Origin of the sequence: Streptomyces sp. AB3(2024) (assembly GCF_041862025.1) — a bacterium.
GTDB lineage: Bacteria > Actinomycetota > Actinomycetes > Streptomycetales > Streptomycetaceae > Streptomyces.
Genome location: NZ_JBGWAB010000001.1, coordinates 75,922 through 94,638 on the forward strand (window position 1 = coordinate 75,922; position 18,717 = coordinate 94,638).

At 70.7% G+C, this 18,717-nt stretch carries 20 protein-coding genes and 2 tRNA genes; 16 read left to right on the forward strand and 6 right to left on the reverse strand.

Annotated elements, in window-relative coordinates; all coding sequences use genetic code 11:
- Nucleotides 1-6: 6 nt before the first annotated feature.
- The 5 genes from gyrA to ACEPPI_RS00355 all read left to right on the forward strand — a co-directional run bounded on the left by gyrA (nucleotide 7) and on the right by ACEPPI_RS00355 (nucleotide 5,223).
- Nucleotides 7-2,619 carry a DNA gyrase subunit A gene (gyrA, locus tag ACEPPI_RS00335; RefSeq protein ID WP_373913218.1) on the forward strand — a complete coding sequence of 871 codons (2,613 nt, stop codon included), beginning with the start codon at nucleotides 7-9 and terminating at the stop codon, nucleotides 2,617-2,619.
- Between the two features lie 2 nt (nucleotides 2,620-2,621).
- The gene (locus tag ACEPPI_RS00340) at nucleotides 2,622-3,290 is read left to right on the forward strand and encodes a DUF3566 domain-containing protein (protein WP_373913219.1); all 669 of its coding nucleotides are present in this window, start codon (nucleotides 2,622-2,624) and stop codon (nucleotides 3,288-3,290) included.
- A gap of 83 nt (nucleotides 3,291-3,373) precedes the next feature.
- A tRNA-Ile gene (locus ACEPPI_RS00345) sits at nucleotides 3,374-3,447 on the forward strand.
- Nucleotides 3,448-3,592: 145 nt separating this feature from the next.
- On the forward strand, nucleotides 3,593-3,727 hold the full coding sequence (locus ACEPPI_RS00350; RefSeq protein ID WP_208809277.1) for a DLW-39 family protein: 135 nt from the start codon (nucleotides 3,593-3,595) through the stop codon (nucleotides 3,725-3,727).
- 128 nt (nucleotides 3,728-3,855) lie between these two features.
- The gene (locus tag ACEPPI_RS00355) at nucleotides 3,856-5,223 is read left to right on the forward strand and encodes a hypothetical protein (RefSeq protein ID WP_373913220.1); all 1,368 of its coding nucleotides are present in this window, start codon (nucleotides 3,856-3,858) and stop codon (nucleotides 5,221-5,223) included.
- On the opposite strand, the gene ACEPPI_RS00360 is transcribed toward ACEPPI_RS00355, so the two are convergent.
- Entirely contained in the window at nucleotides 5,220-6,455 is a 1,236-nt protein-coding gene (locus ACEPPI_RS00360; protein WP_373913221.1) for a serine/threonine-protein kinase, read from the reverse strand. The two genes, ACEPPI_RS00355 and ACEPPI_RS00360, sit on opposite strands and share 4 nt — an antisense overlap.
- Nucleotides 6,456-6,493: 38 nt before the next feature.
- Nucleotides 6,494-7,042, reverse strand: a complete 549-nt coding sequence (locus ACEPPI_RS00365; RefSeq protein WP_266840297.1) for a DNA-binding protein — start codon at nucleotides 7,040-7,042, stop codon at nucleotides 6,494-6,496.
- A 161-nt stretch (nucleotides 7,043-7,203) separates the two neighbouring features.
- On the opposite strand from ACEPPI_RS00365, the gene ACEPPI_RS00370 reads away from it, so the two are divergent.
- Both ACEPPI_RS00370 and ACEPPI_RS00375 read left to right on the forward strand, forming a co-directional pair.
- Nucleotides 7,204-7,276 (forward strand) — tRNA-Ala (locus ACEPPI_RS00370).
- Between the two features lie 205 nt (nucleotides 7,277-7,481).
- On the forward strand, nucleotides 7,482-8,909 hold the full coding sequence (locus tag ACEPPI_RS00375; protein ID WP_373913222.1) for an ATP-binding protein: 1,428 nt from the start codon (nucleotides 7,482-7,484) through the stop codon (nucleotides 8,907-8,909).
- A gap of 386 nt (nucleotides 8,910-9,295) precedes the next feature.
- Here ACEPPI_RS00375 and ACEPPI_RS00380 read toward each other — a convergent pair whose 3' ends face one another.
- Nucleotides 9,296-9,418, reverse strand: coding sequence for a hypothetical protein (locus ACEPPI_RS00380; RefSeq protein WP_373913223.1), 123 nt, complete (start codon nucleotides 9,416-9,418; stop codon nucleotides 9,296-9,298).
- Between the two features lie 350 nt (nucleotides 9,419-9,768).
- Between ACEPPI_RS00380 and ACEPPI_RS00385 the strand changes: the two genes are divergently transcribed.
- Nucleotides 9,769-9,942 (forward strand): hypothetical protein, encoded by a 174-nt coding sequence (locus ACEPPI_RS00385; protein ID WP_373913224.1) that lies wholly within the window; start codon nucleotides 9,769-9,771, stop codon nucleotides 9,940-9,942.
- A gap of 523 nt (nucleotides 9,943-10,465) precedes the next feature.
- Here the strand turns inward: ACEPPI_RS00385 and ACEPPI_RS00390 are convergent.
- Nucleotides 10,466-11,920 carry an MFS transporter gene (locus ACEPPI_RS00390; RefSeq protein WP_373913225.1) on the reverse strand — a complete coding sequence of 485 codons (1,455 nt, stop codon included), beginning with the start codon at nucleotides 11,918-11,920 and terminating at the stop codon, nucleotides 10,466-10,468.
- A gap of 116 nt (nucleotides 11,921-12,036) precedes the next feature.
- Here ACEPPI_RS00390 and ACEPPI_RS00395 point away from each other — a divergent pair, with 116 nt between their 5' ends.
- Nucleotides 12,037-12,519: a MarR family winged helix-turn-helix transcriptional regulator gene (locus ACEPPI_RS00395; RefSeq protein ID WP_373913226.1), complete on the forward strand. Its 483-nt coding sequence runs from the start codon at nucleotides 12,037-12,039 to the stop codon at nucleotides 12,517-12,519.
- Nucleotides 12,520-12,668: 149 nt separating this feature from the next.
- The gene (locus ACEPPI_RS00400; protein ID WP_373913227.1) at nucleotides 12,669-13,262 is read left to right on the forward strand and encodes a LysM peptidoglycan-binding domain-containing protein; all 594 of its coding nucleotides are present in this window, start codon (nucleotides 12,669-12,671) and stop codon (nucleotides 13,260-13,262) included.
- Between the two features lie 85 nt (nucleotides 13,263-13,347).
- Here the strand turns inward: ACEPPI_RS00400 and ACEPPI_RS00405 are convergent, their stop codons facing one another.
- Entirely contained in the window at nucleotides 13,348-14,049 is a 702-nt protein-coding gene (locus tag ACEPPI_RS00405) for a DUF5324 family protein (RefSeq protein ID WP_373913228.1), read from the reverse strand.
- A 174-nt stretch (nucleotides 14,050-14,223) separates the two neighbouring features.
- Between ACEPPI_RS00405 and ACEPPI_RS00410 the strand changes: the two genes are divergently transcribed.
- Both ACEPPI_RS00410 and ACEPPI_RS00415 read left to right on the forward strand, forming a co-directional pair.
- A complete protein-coding gene (locus ACEPPI_RS00410) occupies nucleotides 14,224-14,751 on the forward strand; it encodes a peptidylprolyl isomerase (RefSeq protein WP_356216780.1) in 528 nt (175 codons plus the stop codon).
- Nucleotides 14,752-14,913: 162 nt separating this feature from the next.
- Nucleotides 14,914-15,789, forward strand: a complete 876-nt coding sequence (locus ACEPPI_RS00415) for a rhomboid family intramembrane serine protease (protein ID WP_373913229.1) — start codon at nucleotides 14,914-14,916, stop codon at nucleotides 15,787-15,789.
- Nucleotides 15,790-15,906: 117 nt separating this feature from the next.
- Here the strand turns inward: ACEPPI_RS00415 and crgA are convergent, their stop codons facing one another.
- Entirely contained in the window at nucleotides 15,907-16,161 is a 255-nt protein-coding gene (gene crgA, locus ACEPPI_RS00420; RefSeq protein WP_030225155.1) for a cell division protein CrgA, read from the reverse strand.
- A 92-nt stretch (nucleotides 16,162-16,253) separates the two neighbouring features.
- On the opposite strand from crgA, the gene ACEPPI_RS00425 reads away from it, so the two are divergent.
- From ACEPPI_RS00425 to ACEPPI_RS00440, 4 genes are all read left to right on the forward strand, one after another.
- Nucleotides 16,254-17,030 (forward strand): DUF881 domain-containing protein, encoded by a 777-nt coding sequence (locus ACEPPI_RS00425; protein ID WP_373913230.1) that lies wholly within the window; start codon nucleotides 16,254-16,256, stop codon nucleotides 17,028-17,030.
- A complete protein-coding gene (locus ACEPPI_RS00430) occupies nucleotides 16,999-17,742 on the forward strand; it encodes a class E sortase (RefSeq protein ID WP_373913231.1) in 744 nt (247 codons plus the stop codon). Before ACEPPI_RS00425 ends, ACEPPI_RS00430 begins: the two co-directional genes overlap by 32 nt.
- A gap of 91 nt (nucleotides 17,743-17,833) precedes the next feature.
- Entirely contained in the window at nucleotides 17,834-18,010 is a 177-nt protein-coding gene (locus ACEPPI_RS00435; RefSeq protein WP_373913232.1) for a hypothetical protein, read from the forward strand.
- Nucleotides 18,007-18,645, forward strand: coding sequence for an aminodeoxychorismate/anthranilate synthase component II (locus ACEPPI_RS00440; RefSeq protein WP_373913233.1), 639 nt, complete (start codon nucleotides 18,007-18,009; stop codon nucleotides 18,643-18,645). Before ACEPPI_RS00435 ends, ACEPPI_RS00440 begins: the two co-directional genes overlap by 4 nt.
- Nucleotides 18,646-18,717 lie beyond the last annotated feature (72 nt).

Sequence of the window (18,717 nt, forward strand, 5' to 3'; positions counted from 1 at the left end):
CCAGCAATGGCCGACGAAACCACCCCCACCGCGCAGAACCCCGCGGAGGAGCAGCCCGTCATGCGCATCGAGCCCGTCGGGCTCGAAACCGAGATGCAGCGCTCCTATCTCGACTACGCGATGTCCGTCATCGTCTCCCGCGCGCTGCCCGACGTACGGGACGGCCTCAAGCCGGTCCACCGTCGTGTGCTGTACGCGATGTACGACGGCGGCTACCGGCCCGAGAAGGGCTTCTACAAGTGCGCCCGCGTCGTCGGTGACGTCATGGGTACGTACCACCCGCACGGCGACAGCTCCATCTACGACGCCCTGGTCCGCCTGGCCCAGCCGTGGTCGATGCGCATGCCGCTGGTGGACTCCAACGGCAACTTCGGCTCCCCGGGCAACGACCCGGCGGCCGCGATGCGCTACACCGAGTGCAAGCTGATGCCGCTGGCCATGGAGATGCTCCGGGACATCGACGAGGAGACCGTCGACTTCACGGACAACTACGACGGCCGCAACCAGGAGCCGACCGTCCTGCCGGCCCGCTTCCCGAACCTGCTGGTCAACGGCAGCGCCGGTATCGCGGTCGGCATGGCCACCAACATCCCGCCGCACAACCTGCGCGAGGTCGCGGCGGGCGCGCAGTGGGCGCTGGAGCACCCGGAGGCCTCGCACGAGGAGCTGCTCGACGCGCTTCTGGAGCGGATCAAGGGCCCCGACTTCCCGTCGGGCGCGCTGGTCGTGGGCCGCAAGGGCATCGAAGAGGCGTACCGGACCGGGCGCGGCTCCATCACGATGCGCGCGGTGGTGGAGGTCGAGGAGATCCAGAACCGCCAGTGCCTGGTGGTCACGGAGCTCCCGTACCAGACCAACCCGGACAACCTCGCCCAGAAGATTGCCGACCTGGTCAAGGACGGCAAGATCGGCGGCATCGCCGACGTCCGTGACGAGACCTCGTCCCGGACGGGTCAGCGCCTGGTGATCGTGCTCAAGCGCGACGCCGTGGCCAAGGTCGTGCTGAACAACCTCTACAAGCACACCGACCTGCAGACGAACTTCGGCGCGAACATGCTGGCGCTCGTGGACGGGGTGCCGCGCACCCTGTCGATCGACGCGTTCATCCGTCACTGGGTGCAGCACCAGATCGAGGTCATCGTCCGGCGCACGCGCTTCCGCCTGCGCAAGGCGGAGGAGCGCGCCCACATCCTGCGCGGTCTGCTCAAGGCGCTGGACGCGATCGACGAGGTCATCGCGCTCATCCGGCGCAGCAACACGGTCGAGATCGCGCGCGAGGGCCTGATGGGCCTCCTGGAGATCGACGAGATCCAGGCGAACGCGATCCTGGAGATGCAGCTGCGCCGCCTGGCGGCCCTGGAGCGGCAGAAGATCGTCGCCGAGCACGACGAACTCCAGGCGAAGATCAACGAGTACAACGCGATCCTGGCCTCCCCGGCGAAGCAGCGTTCGATCGTCAGCGAGGAACTGGCGGCGATCGTCGAGAAGTTCGGCGACGACCGGCGTTCCAAGCTGGTGCCCTTCGACGGCGACATGTCCATGGAGGACCTGATCGCCGAAGAGGACATCGTCGTCACCATCACGCACGGCGGCTACGTCAAGCGCACCAAGACCGAGGACTACCGCTCGCAGAAGCGCGGCGGCAAGGGCGTGCGCGGCACGAAGCTGAAGCAGGACGACCTGGTCGACCACTTCTTCGTCTCCACCACGCACCACTGGCTGCTGTTCTTCACCAACAAGGGCCGCGTCTACCGGTCCAAGGCGTACGAGCTGCCGGACGCCGGCCGCGACGCGCGCGGGCAGCACGTGGCGAACCTGCTGGCCTTCCAGCCGGACGAGAAGATCGCCCAGATCCTCGCGATCCGCGACTACGAGGCCGCGCCCTACCTGATCCTGGCCACCAAGGGCGGCCTGGTGAAGAAGACGGCGCTGAAGGACTACGACTCGCCCCGTTCGGGTGGCGTCATCGCGATCAACCTCCGGGAGACGGAGAGCGGCGCGGACGACGAGCTGATCGGCGCCGAGCTGGTGTCCGCCGAGGACGACCTGCTGCTCATCAGCAAGAAGGCGCAGTCGATCCGCTTCACGGCGACCGACGACGCGCTGCGCCCGATGGGACGTGCCACGTCGGGCGTGAAGGGCATGAGCTTCCGCGGGGGCGACGAGCTGCTGTCGATGAGCGTCGTGCGGCCCGGTACCTTCGTCTTCACCGCGACCGACGGCGGCTACGCCAAGCGGACGGCCGTGGACGAGTACCGCGTCCAGGGCCGTGGTGGTCTGGGCATCAAGGCCGCCAAGATCGTGGAAGACCGCGGTTCGCTCGTGGGCGCGCTGGTGGTCGACGAAACGGACGAGATTCTCGCCATCACGCTCGGCGGTGGTGTGATCCGTACGCGCGTCAACGAAGTCAGGGAGACGGGCCGTGACACCATGGGCGTCCAGCTGATCAACCTGGGCAAGCGCGATGCCGTGGTCGGCATCGCTCGGAACGCCGAGGCCGGTCAGGAAGCTGACGAGGTCGACGAGATCGAGACAGAGATCGAGGCCGGGGCAGCCGACGGACAGGCCGCCGAGGCGGCCGGGGGCACTGAGTCCCCGGCAGGGGAGCACGAGGAGTAAGCGTGAGTGGAGCCACGGGCGCCGGACCGGCCAAGACTGGAGCGAATGGTGCCCGTGGCCCCGCCGCGGACTCCCAGGGGGGACAGGGGGCAACGGTGACGGACACCCGAGGACCGGAGCCGGAGCCTGCACCGGCCGCGCAGCCGCAGGCGAAGGTCAAGTCGAAGGCGAACGGCAAGCAGAAGGCCGACGCGGGCCAGGAGCGGGGCGCACAGCCGTACCAGCCCCCGCAGGCCTACGCGGCCCCCAAGGGCCCCGGCGCGCAGCGGGGAACGGGTCCGGTCGTCCGTACGACGCCGAGGACGCGCAAGGCGCGGCTGCGGGTGGCCAAGGCCGACCCGTGGTCGGTGATGAAGGTCAGCTTCCTGCTGTCGATCGCGCTGGGCGTGTGCACCGTCGTCGCGGCGGCGGTGCTGTGGATGGTCATGGACGCCATGGGCATCTTCTCGACCGTCGGCGGCACGATCAGCGAGGCGACCGGTTCCAACGAGAGCAACGGGTTCGACCTCCAGTCGTTCCTGTCGCTGCCGCGCGTGCTGATCTTCACCTCGGTGATCGCGGTGATCGACGTGGTGCTGATGACGGCTCTGGCGACGCTGGGTTCGTTCATCTACAACCTGTCGGCGGGCTTCGTGGGCGGCGTGGAGCTCACGCTCGCCGAGGACGAATGACCTGCGCGGACGCCCCGTAGAGCGCGATTTTGGCTCGACCGCGTCTGTGCGCTAATCTTCAGGAGTCAGCGCGCAGCGCGGATGGGGCTATAGCTCAGTTGGTTAGAGCGCATCCCTGATAAGGATGAGGCCACAGGTTCAAATCCTGTTAGCCCCACAGTGTCGAAGACCCCCAGGCCCATGGCCTGGGGGTCTTTGTCGTTGGGCCATGTGAGGGGCTGCCAGGTAACCGATCGGTATCGGCCGGTGTGTATTGTTGGCCGCCAGAAGTCCCCTACGTCAACGAAAGACGAGGTCGCGCGGTGAAGAAGCTGCTCCTGGTCGCACTGGCCGCCATCGGCGGGCTCCTCGTGTACCGCCAGATCCAGGCGGACCGCGCCGAGCAGGACCTGTGGACGGAGGCAACCGACTCCGTGCCCTCTGGTTCCGGCGTGTGAGACCCGCTTGATTCCATGAAGCCCCGGCTGCCGCTGCTGCCGGGGCTTCGTGCTGTTCTGTGCCGGGAAATTCCGTTCTGCAACGATTTTGCTTGCAATGGTAAAAATCGGGATGGCGTGGGGTGGACGTGAGCGTGCGTCGGGGACGCGGGGCGGGCGCGGTCGTGCGCCCGGTGCTGGCCGCGGCACTGGTGGCGTTCTGGCTGCCGGGGGCCGCCCGCGCGGAGGCCGGGCCCTCCCCGGCCCCGCCGCCGAGCTACTCGGCGGCCGAGGGAGCCCGGCGGGTGGAGGGCAGGCCCTCCACGGCGGACGCCCCGCTGCTGGAGACCGGCGTGGTCTACGAGGACACCGTGGCCCCGGGCGAACGGGTGTACCGGCTCGGTCTCGACGGCGCCTCCACCGTGTACGTCTCCGCCGTGCTGCGCCCGCCCGCCGGGAGCAGGGTCGGGTACTCCGACGGGGTCGAGGTCGAGGTCATGACCAGCGCCGGCCGCGCCTGCCCGTACAACCCGGGCCGCGCCTCCTTCGGCAACGACCCGGTCCCGCTCGCGGCGGCGGGCCAGCGGCGGCTGGAGGAGGACTCCGAGTGCCAGGCCCCGGGGACGTACTACGCGAAGGTCACCCGGTCGGCGGCGGAGGACTCCGACCGGGCGGCCTGGCCGGTGGAGCTCCTCGTCCTGCGCGAACCGGCCCCGGCCGCTGGCGGCGCCCCGGTCTCCCCGCCCCCGGTGGTGCCCTCCCCCTCCCCGGTCCTGCCGGGCACGGATCCGGTCCCGCGGACCGGAGGGACCGGCTTCAACGACGCGCGGGCCCTGGGCTCCGGGGTGTGGCGCGACGAACTGAGGCCCGGACAGACGCGGTTCTACCGGGTCCCGCTGGACTGGGGGCAGCGGCTGGCGGTCGGCGCCGAGATCGCGAAGGCCCGGATGACCCTGCCGTACGGCTCCGCCTCCGACGGGCTCACCGTCTCGCTCTACACGCCCTACCGGGGGATCGTGGACTCCGGGGACACCCCCTACGACGGGCAGCAGGCCGCCGTGACCCTGCCGGGGACGGTGCCGGTGGCGTACGCGAACCGCTTCTCCGACCGGACGGAGGTCCGGCCGCTGCGGGTGGCCGGCTGGTACTACGTCGCCGTCACCCTGGGCGGGAAGGTGCGGGAGTTCACCGAGGACGCCTCGTCCGTGCCGCTGACCCTACGGGTGGACGTGGGCGGCATCCGGGCAGCGGAGCCCGCCTACCGGGAGGGGCTGGCGGCGGCGGGCTTCGGGGTCGGCGCCGCCGAGCGGGCCGCCGCGAAGGAGGGGCTCACCGTCCCCGAGGCCGCCGCCCGGGAGGAGGACCGCTCCCTGATGCGGACCGTGGCGGGCGCCGGCTTCGGGACGGGCGCGCTGCTGCTGCTCGGGCTCGGCGGCTGGCTCCTGCTGGCCCGGCGCACCGGAGCGGGGCCGGGACCGGGGGCGGACGGGGTGGCCTGGTTCCGGTCACGGCACTAGATACGGGTCAGCGCCCAGGCGCCGACCGCGAAGCACAGGAGCGCCGCCGAGAGGATCGCGGCGGTGGCCCTGGCGGGGGGCGGGGGGATCCGGCGGCGAACGGGCGCCGGGGCCGGTGCCGGCCCCGCGGGCTCGGGGGAGGGCAGGGGCGTCGGGGAGGACGGGGGCGCGAGGTGGAAGCCGTCCGTCTCCTCGGGGCCGGAGCCGGGCGGCGGCGGCCCGAAGGCACCGGCGGCGGCACCGGCGGCGGGTGGCCCGTGCGAGGCCCTCGGGGAGGGCTCGGGAGCGGGCTCCGGGGAGGGCGCGGGAGCGGGCTCCGGGGAGGGCGCGGAGGCGGCGGCGGAGCGGGGGTCCGAGGGGCCTCCCGGGCCGAAACCGGCGGGGAGGGGACCGAGTTGGTCGAACACCTCCACCGGATCCTCGTCCGGGTCGGGCGGCGGTAGCAACTGGGCGGCCTCGGCAAGGGCCTTGCGCGCCCCTGTGGCGGTCCGGAACCGCTTCCGGGGGTCCGGGTGCATGAGGTTCGCGATCACGTCCCACAGGGGCTCGGGGACGCCCTCGGGAGGACCGGGGGTGCCCTGGGCCGGGAACTGCCGTGTCAGCGCGAGGGAATCGGGCTTGCGGCCCTGCAGCAGGTACAGCGCGACGAGTCCCGCCGCGAAGAGGTCGACGGGGAAGTCGGGCTCGGCGCCCGTCAGTTGCTCGGGGGCGAAGTAACCCGGGGTGCCGACGACCAGATCGGTCCCGGTGAGCCGCGGCTCGCCCTTGCGCATCGAGATGCCGAAGTCGGACAGCCGCAGGTGCGGCCGCCCGGTTCCGGTGGCCTCCAGCAGGATGTTGGCCGGTTTGACGTCGCGGTGTACGACGCCCTCCGCGTGCACCGCCGCCAGCCCCGCCAGGAGCTGGTCGAGCAGCGCGCACGCGAACCGGGGCGGCAGGGCCCCGTAGTCACCGATCAGGTGGGCGAGGGAGCCGCCGGCGACGAGGTCCATGGTGAACAGGACCTTGTCGTCGTCCGCCGCCCAGCTGGCCGGGGCCAGCACGTGCGGGTGGTCGATGCGCAGGGCCTGCTCGCGCACGAAGCGCAGCAGGGCGTGGGCGTCGCCGTGCAGGAGGACCTTGGCGGCCACGTACCGGCGGCGGCGGTGGTCCCAGGCCCGCCAGACGGCGCCCGCGCCGCCGCGCCCGATCGGGTCGGCCAGTTCGTACCGGCCGGCGAAGACCTCGCCCATCGCTGCGCCCGTCCCCCGTCCCCCGTCACGCGTGCGCGTCAGTTCTGGTGGGCCTCGTAGTGGGCCACCGCCTCCGCGGTGCGGCCCGCGCCGTAGACCCGGAGGAACTCTGCCAGTTCCGGATGGCTGGGTGCGAGGGAATCCGCCGCGTCGATGATGTCCCCGGCGGCGGAGACCGATCGCAGCAGCGACTGGATCTCCCGGACGACCCGCTTGACCGTGGGCGCGCCGGAACCCGTCGTCGTCTGACCGCTGTTGCTGAGGACGGAGCCTCCCTGGGTGTTCTTGATCTCGTCCATCCGGTCGGTGGCCTCGGCCGCGCTGACGCTTCCGTCCGCGACCTGTCCGGCGAGGTCCTGGAGGGCCTGGACCCGCTGGACCACGGCCGGGTTACCGATCTTGGCGCGCTGCCCGCTCATCAGCTGGGACAGCATCGGCGCCGACAGCCCGAGGACGGCAGCGAGGCGGGCCTGGTTCAGGCCGAGGTCATCTATGAGCCGTCGGAACAGCGCGCCGAGCGGCTCCCCGTACCAACTGCGCTGGAGTTCCCTGGCTCTGGCCGTGGCCTCTTGCTGTACTGCGTCCACTCTGACTACTCCCCTTCGCTGGTGCGAACCTCGCGAGCATCTTACGGAGCGTGGTCGCGGGGCGGGAGTCCCTATCATTTTGCGGGATGCGGGGGTACACCGGGTACTCTGTGCTGCGGAACGGTCGCTGCCTCAAGGGGTACGGTCGCGTCCGGTTGCTCGGGGCCTTAGCTCAGTTGGTAGAGCGCTGCCTTTGCAAGGCAGATGTCAGGAGTTCGAATCTCCTAGGCTCCACAAGATAGAACCCCTCTGACCTGCGGAAACGTTGGCTTGGAGGGGTTTTTTCGCGCACACATGTGCGCACGTAGGGATTTTGGCTGCCAGTAACAGATCTCCCGGCCTCGGGCGGGGCCGTCGGCCAGGCGGCTGGCATCATGCTTGCATTGATGAAACTATCTTTGGTGCAAGTCTCTGATGTGGTCCAGCGGAGGTGGTTGCCATGAACGGGTTCATCGGCCGTCGTAACGAACTCGGTCTCTTGGAGGACCTGCTGTCGCCAGTGCGGACTGGTGGGCGAAGTGGTCGGCCCGGGCGAGCGGTGCTGATCCGGGGGCGGCGGCGCGTGGGTAAGTCCCGGCTGGTGGAAGAGTTCGTGGAACGTGCAGGGATCGCGCACCTCTTCTTCACTGCGGTTGGCGGTTCGAGAGAAGAAGACCTGGCGGGATTCACGGCGGAAGTCGCTACTTCCAGCCTCCCCGATGCCGACCGCTTCGCAGACTTCGCGGCCCCGCAGACCTGGGACGCGGCCCTGGCCCTGCTTGCCTCTGCCCTGCCGACGGATGCGCCCAGCATCGTGGTAATGGACGAGATGCCCTACTTGGTGCGCGAGGACCCGAGTTTCGAAGGTGCTCTACAGAAGGCCTTTGACCGGACTCTGTCCAAGTTGCCGGTACTTCTTGTGCTGATCGGCTCCGACATCGCCATGATGGAGCAGCTCAACACCTACGGCCGACCTTTCTACCAGCGCGGTACGGAGATGGTCGTCCCCCCACTGACCCCGGCGGACGTTGCGCGCATGCTGGACCTGCCGCCGGCGGACGCCTTCGACGCCTATCTCGTCAGTGGCGGGCTTCCGCTGATCCTGGAGGAATGGCCGCAGGGAGCGAGCCTCTGGGATTATCTGGGCCTCGCTCTGCGTCGGCCCACCTCGGCGCTGTTGGTGAGCGGAGAACGCACGCTGGCGGCAGAGTTCCCCACGGAGGCGCAGGCGCGGACCGTACTCGGCGCCATCGGCCACGGTGAACGCACCTTCACGCTGATCGGCCGGGCTGCGGGTGGCCTCAACCCAGGATCGGTGACGCGTTCTCTGGACCTCCTTACCGGTCGCCGCATGGTCGCCGCCGATCTGCCCCTGTCGACGCGGCCCAGCCGCGAGACCCGCTACCGGATCGACGATCCGTACCTGCGCTTCTGGCTCTCCTTCATCGGTCCTGGCATCCCGGCTGTCGAGCGGGGTCGTGGTGACCGGGTCCTGGAGACGATCCGTGCGGGCTGGACATCCTGGCGCGGCAGGGCTGTCGAACCGGTCGTCCGCGAGAGCCTGTGGCGTCTGGCCGATGACCGGCTCCCTGAGGGCACCAACACCGTCGGCGGCTACTGGACGCGTACCAACGACCCGGAGATTGACATCATCGGCGCTGACCGGGCACCTATCGCCAAGAAGATCACTGTCGTGGGGTCGATCAAGTGGCTTGAGAACAAGCCCTTTGATCACCGTGACTTGGCGCGGTTGATCAACCATCGCGCCCAACTCCCGGGCGCGGATGAGGACACCCCGCTCCTCGCGGTTGCCCGCAGCGGCTGCACTGCCGAAGGTATTGACCATCTACTGCCCGAGGACCTGATCCAGGCGTGGAGCTCAGACTGATTCAGGTGTCGTCCAGGAATGTCTACCTGGGTGGGACGCTGTAGCGCACCAGCGCTCTGGGATACGTCAGCACTCGGGGTCCTGCTGCTCCTCAAAAGGAGCGAGCAGACTGAGGGGGCGACATCACAGATCAGGCCGAGGTGGAGCGTGAACGCCACCTAGATCTATCCGGCGGGGGTGTCAGCGGCCAGTCCGCATCCCCCACGTACGGCCAGTTGCTGCGTGTACGTTCCGTGATGCTTGTGCGATCCGAAGCAGAGCTTCGAGAGCCACGTGGTCACCTGCCGCGGCAATCTAGCGAGGCTGACCGTTGGGGTTTCATCGTGCGTCGGGTCAGCTCCATCCGCGGCGCCTGAGCCGCGTGTGCACAGCGGGGAGGTCCGCGGTTAGGCGGCAGACCGGAGCGGCATGCCGATCGCAGCCTGGTAGCCGGCGCGCTCGGCCGCGTTCTCGGCGACCCCGGCCAAGATGATCCGCCGGACACCGGCGTCGAGGTAGTTGGCGGTCACGCCGCGCAGGTTGCGCAGCAGCAGGCGGGAGCAATGCCACCCGCAGTGCGGTAAGAGCCGCCATCGGGGCCCTGGTGGACTACCGGCGCTTCCTCAACCCCACACCACGGCTCGTGCTGCTAGTCCCGGACAAGCCGCGCGAGGACCTTCTCGATCTCTGCGCATCTCTGTGTATTGAGGTCATCTGGCGCGGCCCAAACTGGGGGTTTGTATCGAGCGATGACTGACGGTTGAGGCGGCAAGCGCACGGACATGTGTCGCCGTCTCAACCGCCTCGCGGCTTCCACAGGGTTCCTAGGCGCTGTGGAAGCCGATACCCATGTCCAGCGAAGAGCAGGAGCACACCCAGTATGAGCGATGGCACGGTGCAGGTCGAAGACAGCGGACCCGACCTGGCAAGGGCGTGGATGTACGGCGGAGCCTTGGCGGCCGGCGTCCTGCTGGTCCTGGCCGGGGACGTGACCCCGCTGGAGGCGTCGGGATTCGTCTCACCGTTCCTGGTGATCTACGAGCAGCGCCGGTAGCAGTGGAGGGGCGGCCGCGCCGTGGCCGCCCCTCGGCGATGCAACACACCTCCGTGCTCAGGTGTCGGGGTAGCGAGGTGGGTGCTCCGAGCTAGTGCCCGGGCCTGCCTCTTGTGGTGCAAGGTGACTGGATCACAGCCCTCGGGGCTCCTTGGAGAGCCCGTTTTGCGTTCTGCGATGACGGCTGCGCGGAGCGGGTGAACCTCCATGTGCACGGCACGGGCTCACTTTGCGCAAACCTTGACCGTCGAGTGCTCTGAGGCCATAGGCTCTCTGGGTCGCAGAGCCGTTTGCGTTACACCAGCTACGTCCTTGGAGGCCGTGCGCACGTGTGTGCACGGCCCCGGGATTGGGCAGGGTTGAGCGGGATCGAGAAGGGCTGAATGGAATTGAAAGCCCGGTATGTCCTGCAAAACCGCAGGTCAGCGTGGTCTTGATACGGGTTCGAATCTCCTAGGCTCCACATTCAAAGACCCCCTGACCAGCGGAAACGCCGGTCAGGGGGTCTTTCGCGTGACGGGCCTCAGGGGGTGCGGGGGCGGCGGAGGAGGGTGGCCGTCACGGCGCCGGCGGTCAGCAGGAGGGTGGCGCCGAGGGCGAAGGCGAGGTGGTAGCCGCCCGTGAGGGATTCGGCCGGGGTGCGGCCGGCCGCGGTCAGGGACCCGGTGCGGGAGGCGGCCAGGGTGGACAGGACGGCGACCCCGAGGGCCATGCCGATCTGCTGGGTGGTGTTGAAGAGGCCCGACGCCAGGCCGGCGTCCCGCTCGTCGGCGCCGGACATCCCCAGGGCGGTGAGCGCCGGCAGGGCCAGGCCGAAGCCGGAGGCCAGCAGCATGACGGGCAGCAGGTCGGCGACGTAGTCCGCGTGCACCGGCAGCCGGGTCAGCAGGCCGAGGCCGACCGTCAGCAGCCCGAGCCCCGCGAGGAGTACGGCGCGCTCGCCGAAGCGGGCGTTCAGGCGGGCCGAGACGCCGAGCGAGACCGCGCCGATGGAGAGGGCGGCGGGCAGCATCGCGAGGCCGGTCTCCGCGGCTCCGTAGCCCTGGACCCGCTGGAGGTAGAGGGCGAGCAGGATCTGGAAGGAGAACAGCGCGGCCACCATCAGCATCTGGACCAGGTTCGCGCCGACCACGGTGCGGGAGCGCAGGATCCGCAGCGGCATCAGGGGGACGCGGGCCTTGGCCTGGCGCACGGTGAAGGCGGTGAGCAGGGCCAGGGAGAGGCCGCCGAGGCCGAGGGTGTGCGCGGAGGTCCAGCCGTACGTCTCGACGGTGACGACGGCGTAGATGCCGGTCATCAGCCCGGCGGTGACCAGGACCGCGCCGAGGGCGTCGGCTCCGGCGCGCAGGCCGAGGCCGCGGTCGGAGGGGAGCGCGGGGAGGGCGGCGAGCAGGGCGGCCATGCCGATCGGCAGGTTGATGAAGAAGATCCAGTGCCAGTCCAGGGCGTCGGTGAGGACCCCGCCCAGCACCTGGCCCAGGGAGGCCCCGGCGGCTCCGGTGAAGGAGAAGACGGCGATCGCCCGGGTGCGGTCGCGGGTTCCGGTGAAGAGGGTGATCAGGATCCCGAGGCTGACGGAGGAGGCCATCGCGCTGCCCAGGCCCTGGAGGAAGCGGGCGGCGATCAGCAGGGCGGGCGATCCGGCGAGGCCGGCGAGGAGCGAGGCGGCCGTGAAGACGGCGGTGCCCGCCAGGAACATCCGCTTGCGGCCGATCAGGTCGCCGAGGCGGCCGGCGAGGAGCAGCAGGCTGCCGAAGGCGATCAGGTAGGCGTTGACCACCCAGCTGAGGCCGGCGGGGGTGAAGCCGAGGTCGTTCTGGATGGCCGGCATGGCGACGGTGACGATGCTGCCGTCGAGGACGGTCATGAGCATGCCGGTGGAGAGCACGGCGAGGGCGGTCCAGCGGGAGCGGAGCCGGGGTGCCCGGGGGGCGGGTGCGGGTGTGGCGGGTGCGGTGGCCTGGAGCGTGGCGGGCATCGGTTTCTCCGGTCGCGGTGAGGCGGCAGGTCGTCGTGATCCGGCGACTGGTGTGACCGTAGCAGATGGTTTTGTTGCAGACTGTATTTCTCGGATCGAATTGTTAGGCTGGGGTCATGACCGCCATGGCGCCCAACGCGCGGACCGAGCCCGACCTGTCCTTCCTCCTGGACCACACCAGTCACGTCCTGCGCACCCGCATGGCCGCGGCCCTCGGGGAGATCGGGCTGACGGCCCGTATGCACTGCGTCCTCGTGCACGCCCTGGAGGAGGAGCGCACCCAGATCCAGCTCGCCGAGATCGGTGACATGGACAAGACGACGATGGTGGTGACCGTCGACGCCCTGGAGGAGGCCGGCCTGGCCGAGCGGCGGCCCTCCGCCGCCGACCGCAGGGCCCGGATCATCGCCGTGACCCCGAAGGGCGCCGAGGTCGCCGTCGAGAGCACCCGGATCGTCGACCGGGTGCACGCCGAGGCCCTCGCCCCGCTCCCCCCGGCCGCCCGCGAAGCCCTCCTGCGCACGCTGCGGATGCTCGCCGAGGACGCCCTCGCGATCCCCTCGGAGACCCCCCGCCCGGCCCGCCGCGCCCGCCGGTAGCCGCCCCGGGGCGTCCCGCGCGGGCGGCCCCGGGGACACGCCGGACGTCCCCCGGACGGCCCCGTCACTGGGCCGTCCGGCCCCGGATGGCGGACAGTGGGGAGAGGCATCGAGCCCAGGGGGCACCACCACGCCGGAGGCGTACGCACATGGGACTCTTCGACTTCCTGAAGTCCGACAAGAACAAGGAACACGAGGCCGCCGCGAAGGCGAAGGAGCAGGCGAAGGGGCAGACGGAGCAGCAGGCCGCGGCGGGGTCCGCGCCCGGAGGCATGGGCGGCAAGTACACCGACGCCGCGGCGGCGACCAAGGCGGCCGCCGAGCGGACGGCCGCGGCCGCGCCGCCCAGGCCCGCGGTGTCCGGTTCGGCCATGCCCAGCCCGACGTCGGCCGCGCACAAGGCGGTACCGGTGCCACCGAAGCCGCCCCTGGCGGGCCCGCCCGGGCCGCCCCTGGCCGCCGCGCCCCGGACGCCCGCGGCGCCGCCGCCCCCGGCGTCCGGTCCGGCCATGCCCAGCCCCACGTCGGCCGCGCACAAGGCGGTACCCGTCTCGCCCAAGCCGTCGCCGGCCGCCAAGAAGCGCATGTACACGGTGAAGCCGGGCGACTCGCTCTCCGCGATCGCCCGCCGCGAGCTCGGCAACGAGGCCCGGTGGCGGGAGCTCTACGCCATGAACAGGACCGTCGTCGGCCCGAACCCCGACATGATCCTGCCGGGCATGGTGCTCACCCTCCCCCAGTAGCCGGAAGGCCGTGGCGGCGGGACGCGGAAGGGGCCCGGATCCAGGGAGTGGATCCGGGCCCCTTCCGCGTGCAGGCCGGGTGCCGTCAGCGCCGTTCGTCGCCCTCGGAGCCGTTCGAGCCCGCCTCGGCCTCGCGCTCCTTCTCCGCCAGTTCGTCGTCGAAGCTGGCCGGGTCGGTGCCGCGGGAGACCTCGGTGGCCGCCGGGGGCTCCACGAGCCAGTCCGGGTTCGACTGCCGGTCCCACCACTTCCACACCACGAAGGCGGCGCCCGCCACGAGGCCGACGAGCGCGACCCCGCGCAGCGTCCGGTGGCAGCGCGCCCGCCGCTCGTTGCGCCGGACCAGCCGGTGCACCTCCTTGGCCGACACCTGACCGCGCAGCGCGGCCAGCGCCGCCGTCGAGCGGGCCGCGGCCTCCTCGGCGACCGGCGTGGCCGCCGCCACGGCGCTCTCGATGCGGGGCTGCGTGTAGTCGGCGGCCTGGCGCGCCGCCCGGCGCGTCTGCTCCAGCGCCTGGACCGCCGCCCGGTCGACGGGGGGCGGTACGTGGGCGCGCGCCGCCACCATGCGGGGATGCAGATGGGTGTCGTAGGCCGTGCGCGCGTGGAGCGAGGCCTGGCCGGCCGCGTACGAGACCTTCGGCGCCAGCCGGTCGTTCGCCTCCTGCGCGTAGTACACGGCGGCGTTCCGCGCGGTCTCCGCGTACGGCGCCACCGCTTCCGCCGCGTGCCTCACGGTGTCCCTGGCGCTCTCGGCGGCCAGGCGCACGCTGTCGTTGCGTGTCACGGGATCCTCCTCCTCGGTGGCGGACACAGTTCACCTTTCCACCCTTTGTCGGATCATGCCTGCCATAGCGCCGCCGGGCATGCGTGACAGGGCATACGGGTGGAGGATTTCTGTGCCGCGCTGCCCTCCGTGGGAGGATCGGGACCGACAGTGATGACTATGGAAGGCAGACCCGTGGCCGAGAAGCTCTACGCCACCCTGAAGACCAACCACGGCGACATCGAGATCGAGCTGCTGGAGAACTTCGCGCCCAAGACCGTCCGCAACTTCGTGGAGCTGGCCACGGGCGCCCGCGAGTGGACCCGTCCCACCGACGGCCAGAAGACCACCGCTCCGCTCTACGACGGCACCGTCTTCCACCGCGTCATCAGCGGTTTCATGATCCAGGGCGGCGACCCGCTCGGCAACGGCACCGGCGGTCCGGGCTACCGCTTCGCCGACGAGTTCCACCCCGACCTGGCCTTCACCAAGCCCTACCTGCTCGCGATGGCCAACGCCGGGCCGGGCACCAACGGCTCGCAGTTCTTCATCACGGTCGCGCCCACCGCCTGGCTGACCCGCAAGCACACCATCTTCGGCGAGGTGACCGACCCCGCCAGCCAGAAGGTCGTGGACAAGATCGCGGCGGGCGCCACCAACCCGCGCACCGAGCGCCCCCTGGACGACGTGATCATCCAGTCGGTCACCGTGGAGAAGCGCTGACCGCGGGAAGGCGCTGACCGCGGGGAAGCGCTGACCGCCTCCCGTCGGCCGGCGCGCCCCCGCGCGGCCCCGGGAACCTTTGCGCCCCGCCCGTCCGTCCTGGTTGTGTACCCGGACCGGCGGGGCACCTCCCGCCGGCCGCGCCGCCGATCGAGGGGACCGATGGACACCGACCGTCTGCCGGGCTGCTACCGCCACCCGGACCGCGACACGGGCATCACCTGCACCCGCTGCGACCGCCCGGTCTGCCCCGAGTGCAGGGTGAGCGCCGCGGTCGGCTTCCAGTGCGTGGAATGCGTCCGCGGGGGTTCCGGCACCGGACACGCCCCCGCGGCGAGCGCCCCGCGCACCCTCGCGGGCGGCCGGGTCGCGGCCGATCCCCAGCTCGTCACCAAGGTCCTGATCGGGATCAACGTGGCCGTCCTCCTCGCCACGTACGCCGTACCGGGACTGGCCGTCCGGCTGGAGCTGCTCGGCCGCTACGTCGAGTACTACGGGGCCCCGCTGGAGGGGATCTCCACCGGTCAGTACCACCGGCTGCTGACCTCGGTGTTCCTGCACGTCGAGTGGTGGCACATCTTCAGCAACATGCTGGCCCTGTGGGTGATCGGCGGCCCGCTGGAGGCCGCCCTGGGGCGGGCCCGCTACCTCGCCCTCTACCTGCTGTCGGGGCTGGGCGGCAGCGCCCTGGTCTACCTGCTGACCGCGCCGAACACGCCGACCCTCGGCGCCTCGGGCGCCATCTGCGGGCTCCTCGGCGCCACCGTGGTCCTCGCCCGCCGGCTGCGCTACGAGATGCGGCCGGTCCTGATCACGCTCGGGCTGATGCTGCTGATCACCTTCGTGCCGCTGGGCGGCAGCCTGTCGGTGTCCTGGCAGGCGCACATCGGCGGCCTGGTGACCGGCGCACTGGTGGCGCTCGGCATGCTGGCTCCCGCCACCGGCAGGAAGCGCATACTGGTACAGGTGGGTACCTGCGCGGCAGTGTTCCTGGTGGCCGTGGTGCTGGTCATGGTTCGGACCGCCGAACTCACCTGATCACACCGGCGTCAACTCTCCACAGAGTTATCCACAGATCTTCTGTCTTTTCCTCAGGTGTGGATGACGCTGTGGATAACTCCTGGGGAGAGCTTGCGCCGCGGCGCTATCCGCGCATTACTTCCACTGCGTGGAGACGCCGAATCCGGCAGCGATAAATCCGAAACCGACCACGATGTTCCAATTGCCCAGGGCCTCGACGGGCAGCTGGGTGTCGGTCACGTAGAAGACGACGATCCACGCGAGACCGATGAGGAAGAACGCCAGCATGACCGGGGCGACCCAGCTGCGGTTCGTCAGCCTGATCGTCTGCGCCTGCTTCGCCGGCGGCGGCGTGTAGTCGTCCTTCTTGCGGATACGTGACTTCGGCACGAGGGGCTCTCCTGTCGATGCGCTGGGGACCTGGCCTGCCCCGGGCGTCCGTTAGCGTAGTGGACCTACTGGCGTTGAAGGAGAAGGGTACGTTGAGCAAATCCGACGACTCCTCCGCGGGTCCCCGTCGCCGGACCTGGGTGGCCCGGCTGCTGACGGCCGCCGTCTTCGCCCTGGCAGGCCTGATCTTCTTCACCAGTTTCAACACGTCCAAGGGTACGAACATCCGGACGGACGCATCGCTCCTGAAGCTGTCCGACCTCATCCACGAGCGCAGCGCCAACAACGCCGAGCTGGAGAAGACCGCCGCTCTCGCGCGCGACCGGGTGGACTCCCTCGCCGAACGCGACGACGGCAGCACCAAGGCCGAGGACGCCAAGCTGGCCGCCCTGCGCACCGCCGCGGGCACCGAGGAGCTCTCCGGCAAGGGTCTGAGCGTCACCCTCAACGACGCGCCGCCGAACGCCACCGCCCGCGTCCCGGGCGTCCCCGAGCCCCAGCCCAACGACCTGGTCATCCACCAGCAGGACCTCCAGGCCGTGGTGAACGCCCTGTGGCAGGGCGGCGCCGAGGGCATCGAGGTCATGGGCCAGCGGCTGATCTCCACCAGCGCGGTGCGTTGCGTGGGCAACACCCTGATCCTCCAGGGCCGGGTCTACTCGCCCCCGTACAAGGTGTCGGCCGTCGGCGACCCGGGCGCGTTGCGCAAGGCCCTCGCGGCCTCCCCCGCCCTGCAGAACTACCAGCTGTACGTCAACGCCTACGGGCTCGGCTGGAAAGTGGACGAGGACAAGAGGCTGACACTGCCGGGGTACTCCGGCACAGTGGACCTCCACTATGCGAAGCCGCTGGAGTCCGCCGCGCCCTGACGTCGTACTGCGCCTGGTGGTACGGACGTTCAGCGAGGTGTGCCTGACGGCCGGGACGCTGATCGTGCTGTTCACGGCCTACGTGCTGCTGTGGACCGGGGTCAAGGCCGACCGGGCCATGGAGGGCGAACGGGACCGGCTGCGCGACCGCTGGGCGGCCGCGGCCCCGGCGGCCGCACCTGCCCCGCGGCCCTCCGGGGCACCCGCACCCCCGCAACAGGCCGCGAAGCCGCGGCCCCGCCCCGCCGGGCAGGCCTTCGCCGAGATGTACGTGCCCCGCTTCGGCCCGGACTGGAGCAAGCCGGTCCTGGAGGGCACGGACCCCGGCGTGCTGAAGAAGGGCCTCGGCCACTACGCGGGCACGGCCGGGCCCGGGGAGGACGGCAACTTCGCCGTGGCCGGGCACCGGCGCACCTACGGAGACCCCTTCAAGGACGTCCCGGAGCTCCGTCCGGGGGACGAAGTGATCGTCCGCGACGCCACCCACCGGTACACGTACACCGTCCGCTCCGCACCGCTGCGCACCCTGCCCACCGAGGTCGCGGTCGTCGACCCGGTGCCCGCGCGGTCCCCCTTCACCGCCGCGGGCAAATACCTGACGCTGACCACCTGCGATCCCGAATGGGGCCACAGCCACCGGCTGGTCGTCTGGGCGGAACTCACCGCAACCGGGCCCGCCGCGCCCGGCGGAGCGGAGGGATTGACCGGGTGACCCCCAACGGCGGGGTCCTGGCCTTTAGGCTGTTGCGGTACCGCCCCCGCGGTGCGTGGAACGATCGTGGACGACGAAGGAAACAGACGGAATGTACGGCTGGATCTGGCGGCACCTGCCGGGCAACGCGTGGGTTCGCGCGCTGATCTCTCTCGTACTGATCCTGGCGGTGGTTTTCGTACTGTTCCAGTACGTATTCCCGTGGGCCGAGCCGCTGCTTCCGTTCAACGACGTGACGGTGGACGAGGGATCGGGAGCGACTTCGTGAGCGCGCGCATTCTGGTTGTCGACAATTACGACAGCTTTGTCTTCAATCTGGTCCAGTACCTCTATCAGCTCGGTGCCGAATGCGAGGTGCTGCGCAACGACGAGGTCGAGCTCGCACACGCGCAGGACGGCTTCGACGGCGTGCTGCTCTCGCCGGGGCCGGGCACGCCGGAGGAGGCGGGCGTCTGCGTCGACATGGTCCGGCACTGTGCGGACACGGGCGTCCCGGTCTTCGGCGTCTGCCTCGGCATGCAGTCCATGGCCGTCGCCTACGGCGGCGTGGTGGGCCGGGCCCCCGAGCTGCTGCACGGCAAGACCTCGCCCGTGGTCCACGAGGGCCTCGGCGTCTTCACCGGACTGCCCTCGCCCTTCACCGCCACCCGATACCACTCGCTGGCCGCCGAACCGCTGACCCTGCCGGACGCGCTGGAGGTCACCGCGCGGACCGAGGACGGGATCATCATGGGCCTGCGGCACCGGGAGCACGACGTCGAGGGCGTGCAGTTCCACCCCGAGTCGGTACTGACCGAGTGGGGGCACCGGATGCTCGCGAACTGGCTCGTACGCTGCGGAGACGCCGGAGCGGTCGAGCGGTCGGTGGGGCTGGCCCCGGTGGTGGGCAAGGCCGTCGCGTGACGACGGTCGCGCCGTCCGCGCCCGCCCAGGGCCGGGCCGCGCGGCGCAAGGCGGACCGGGAGGCCGCGAAGC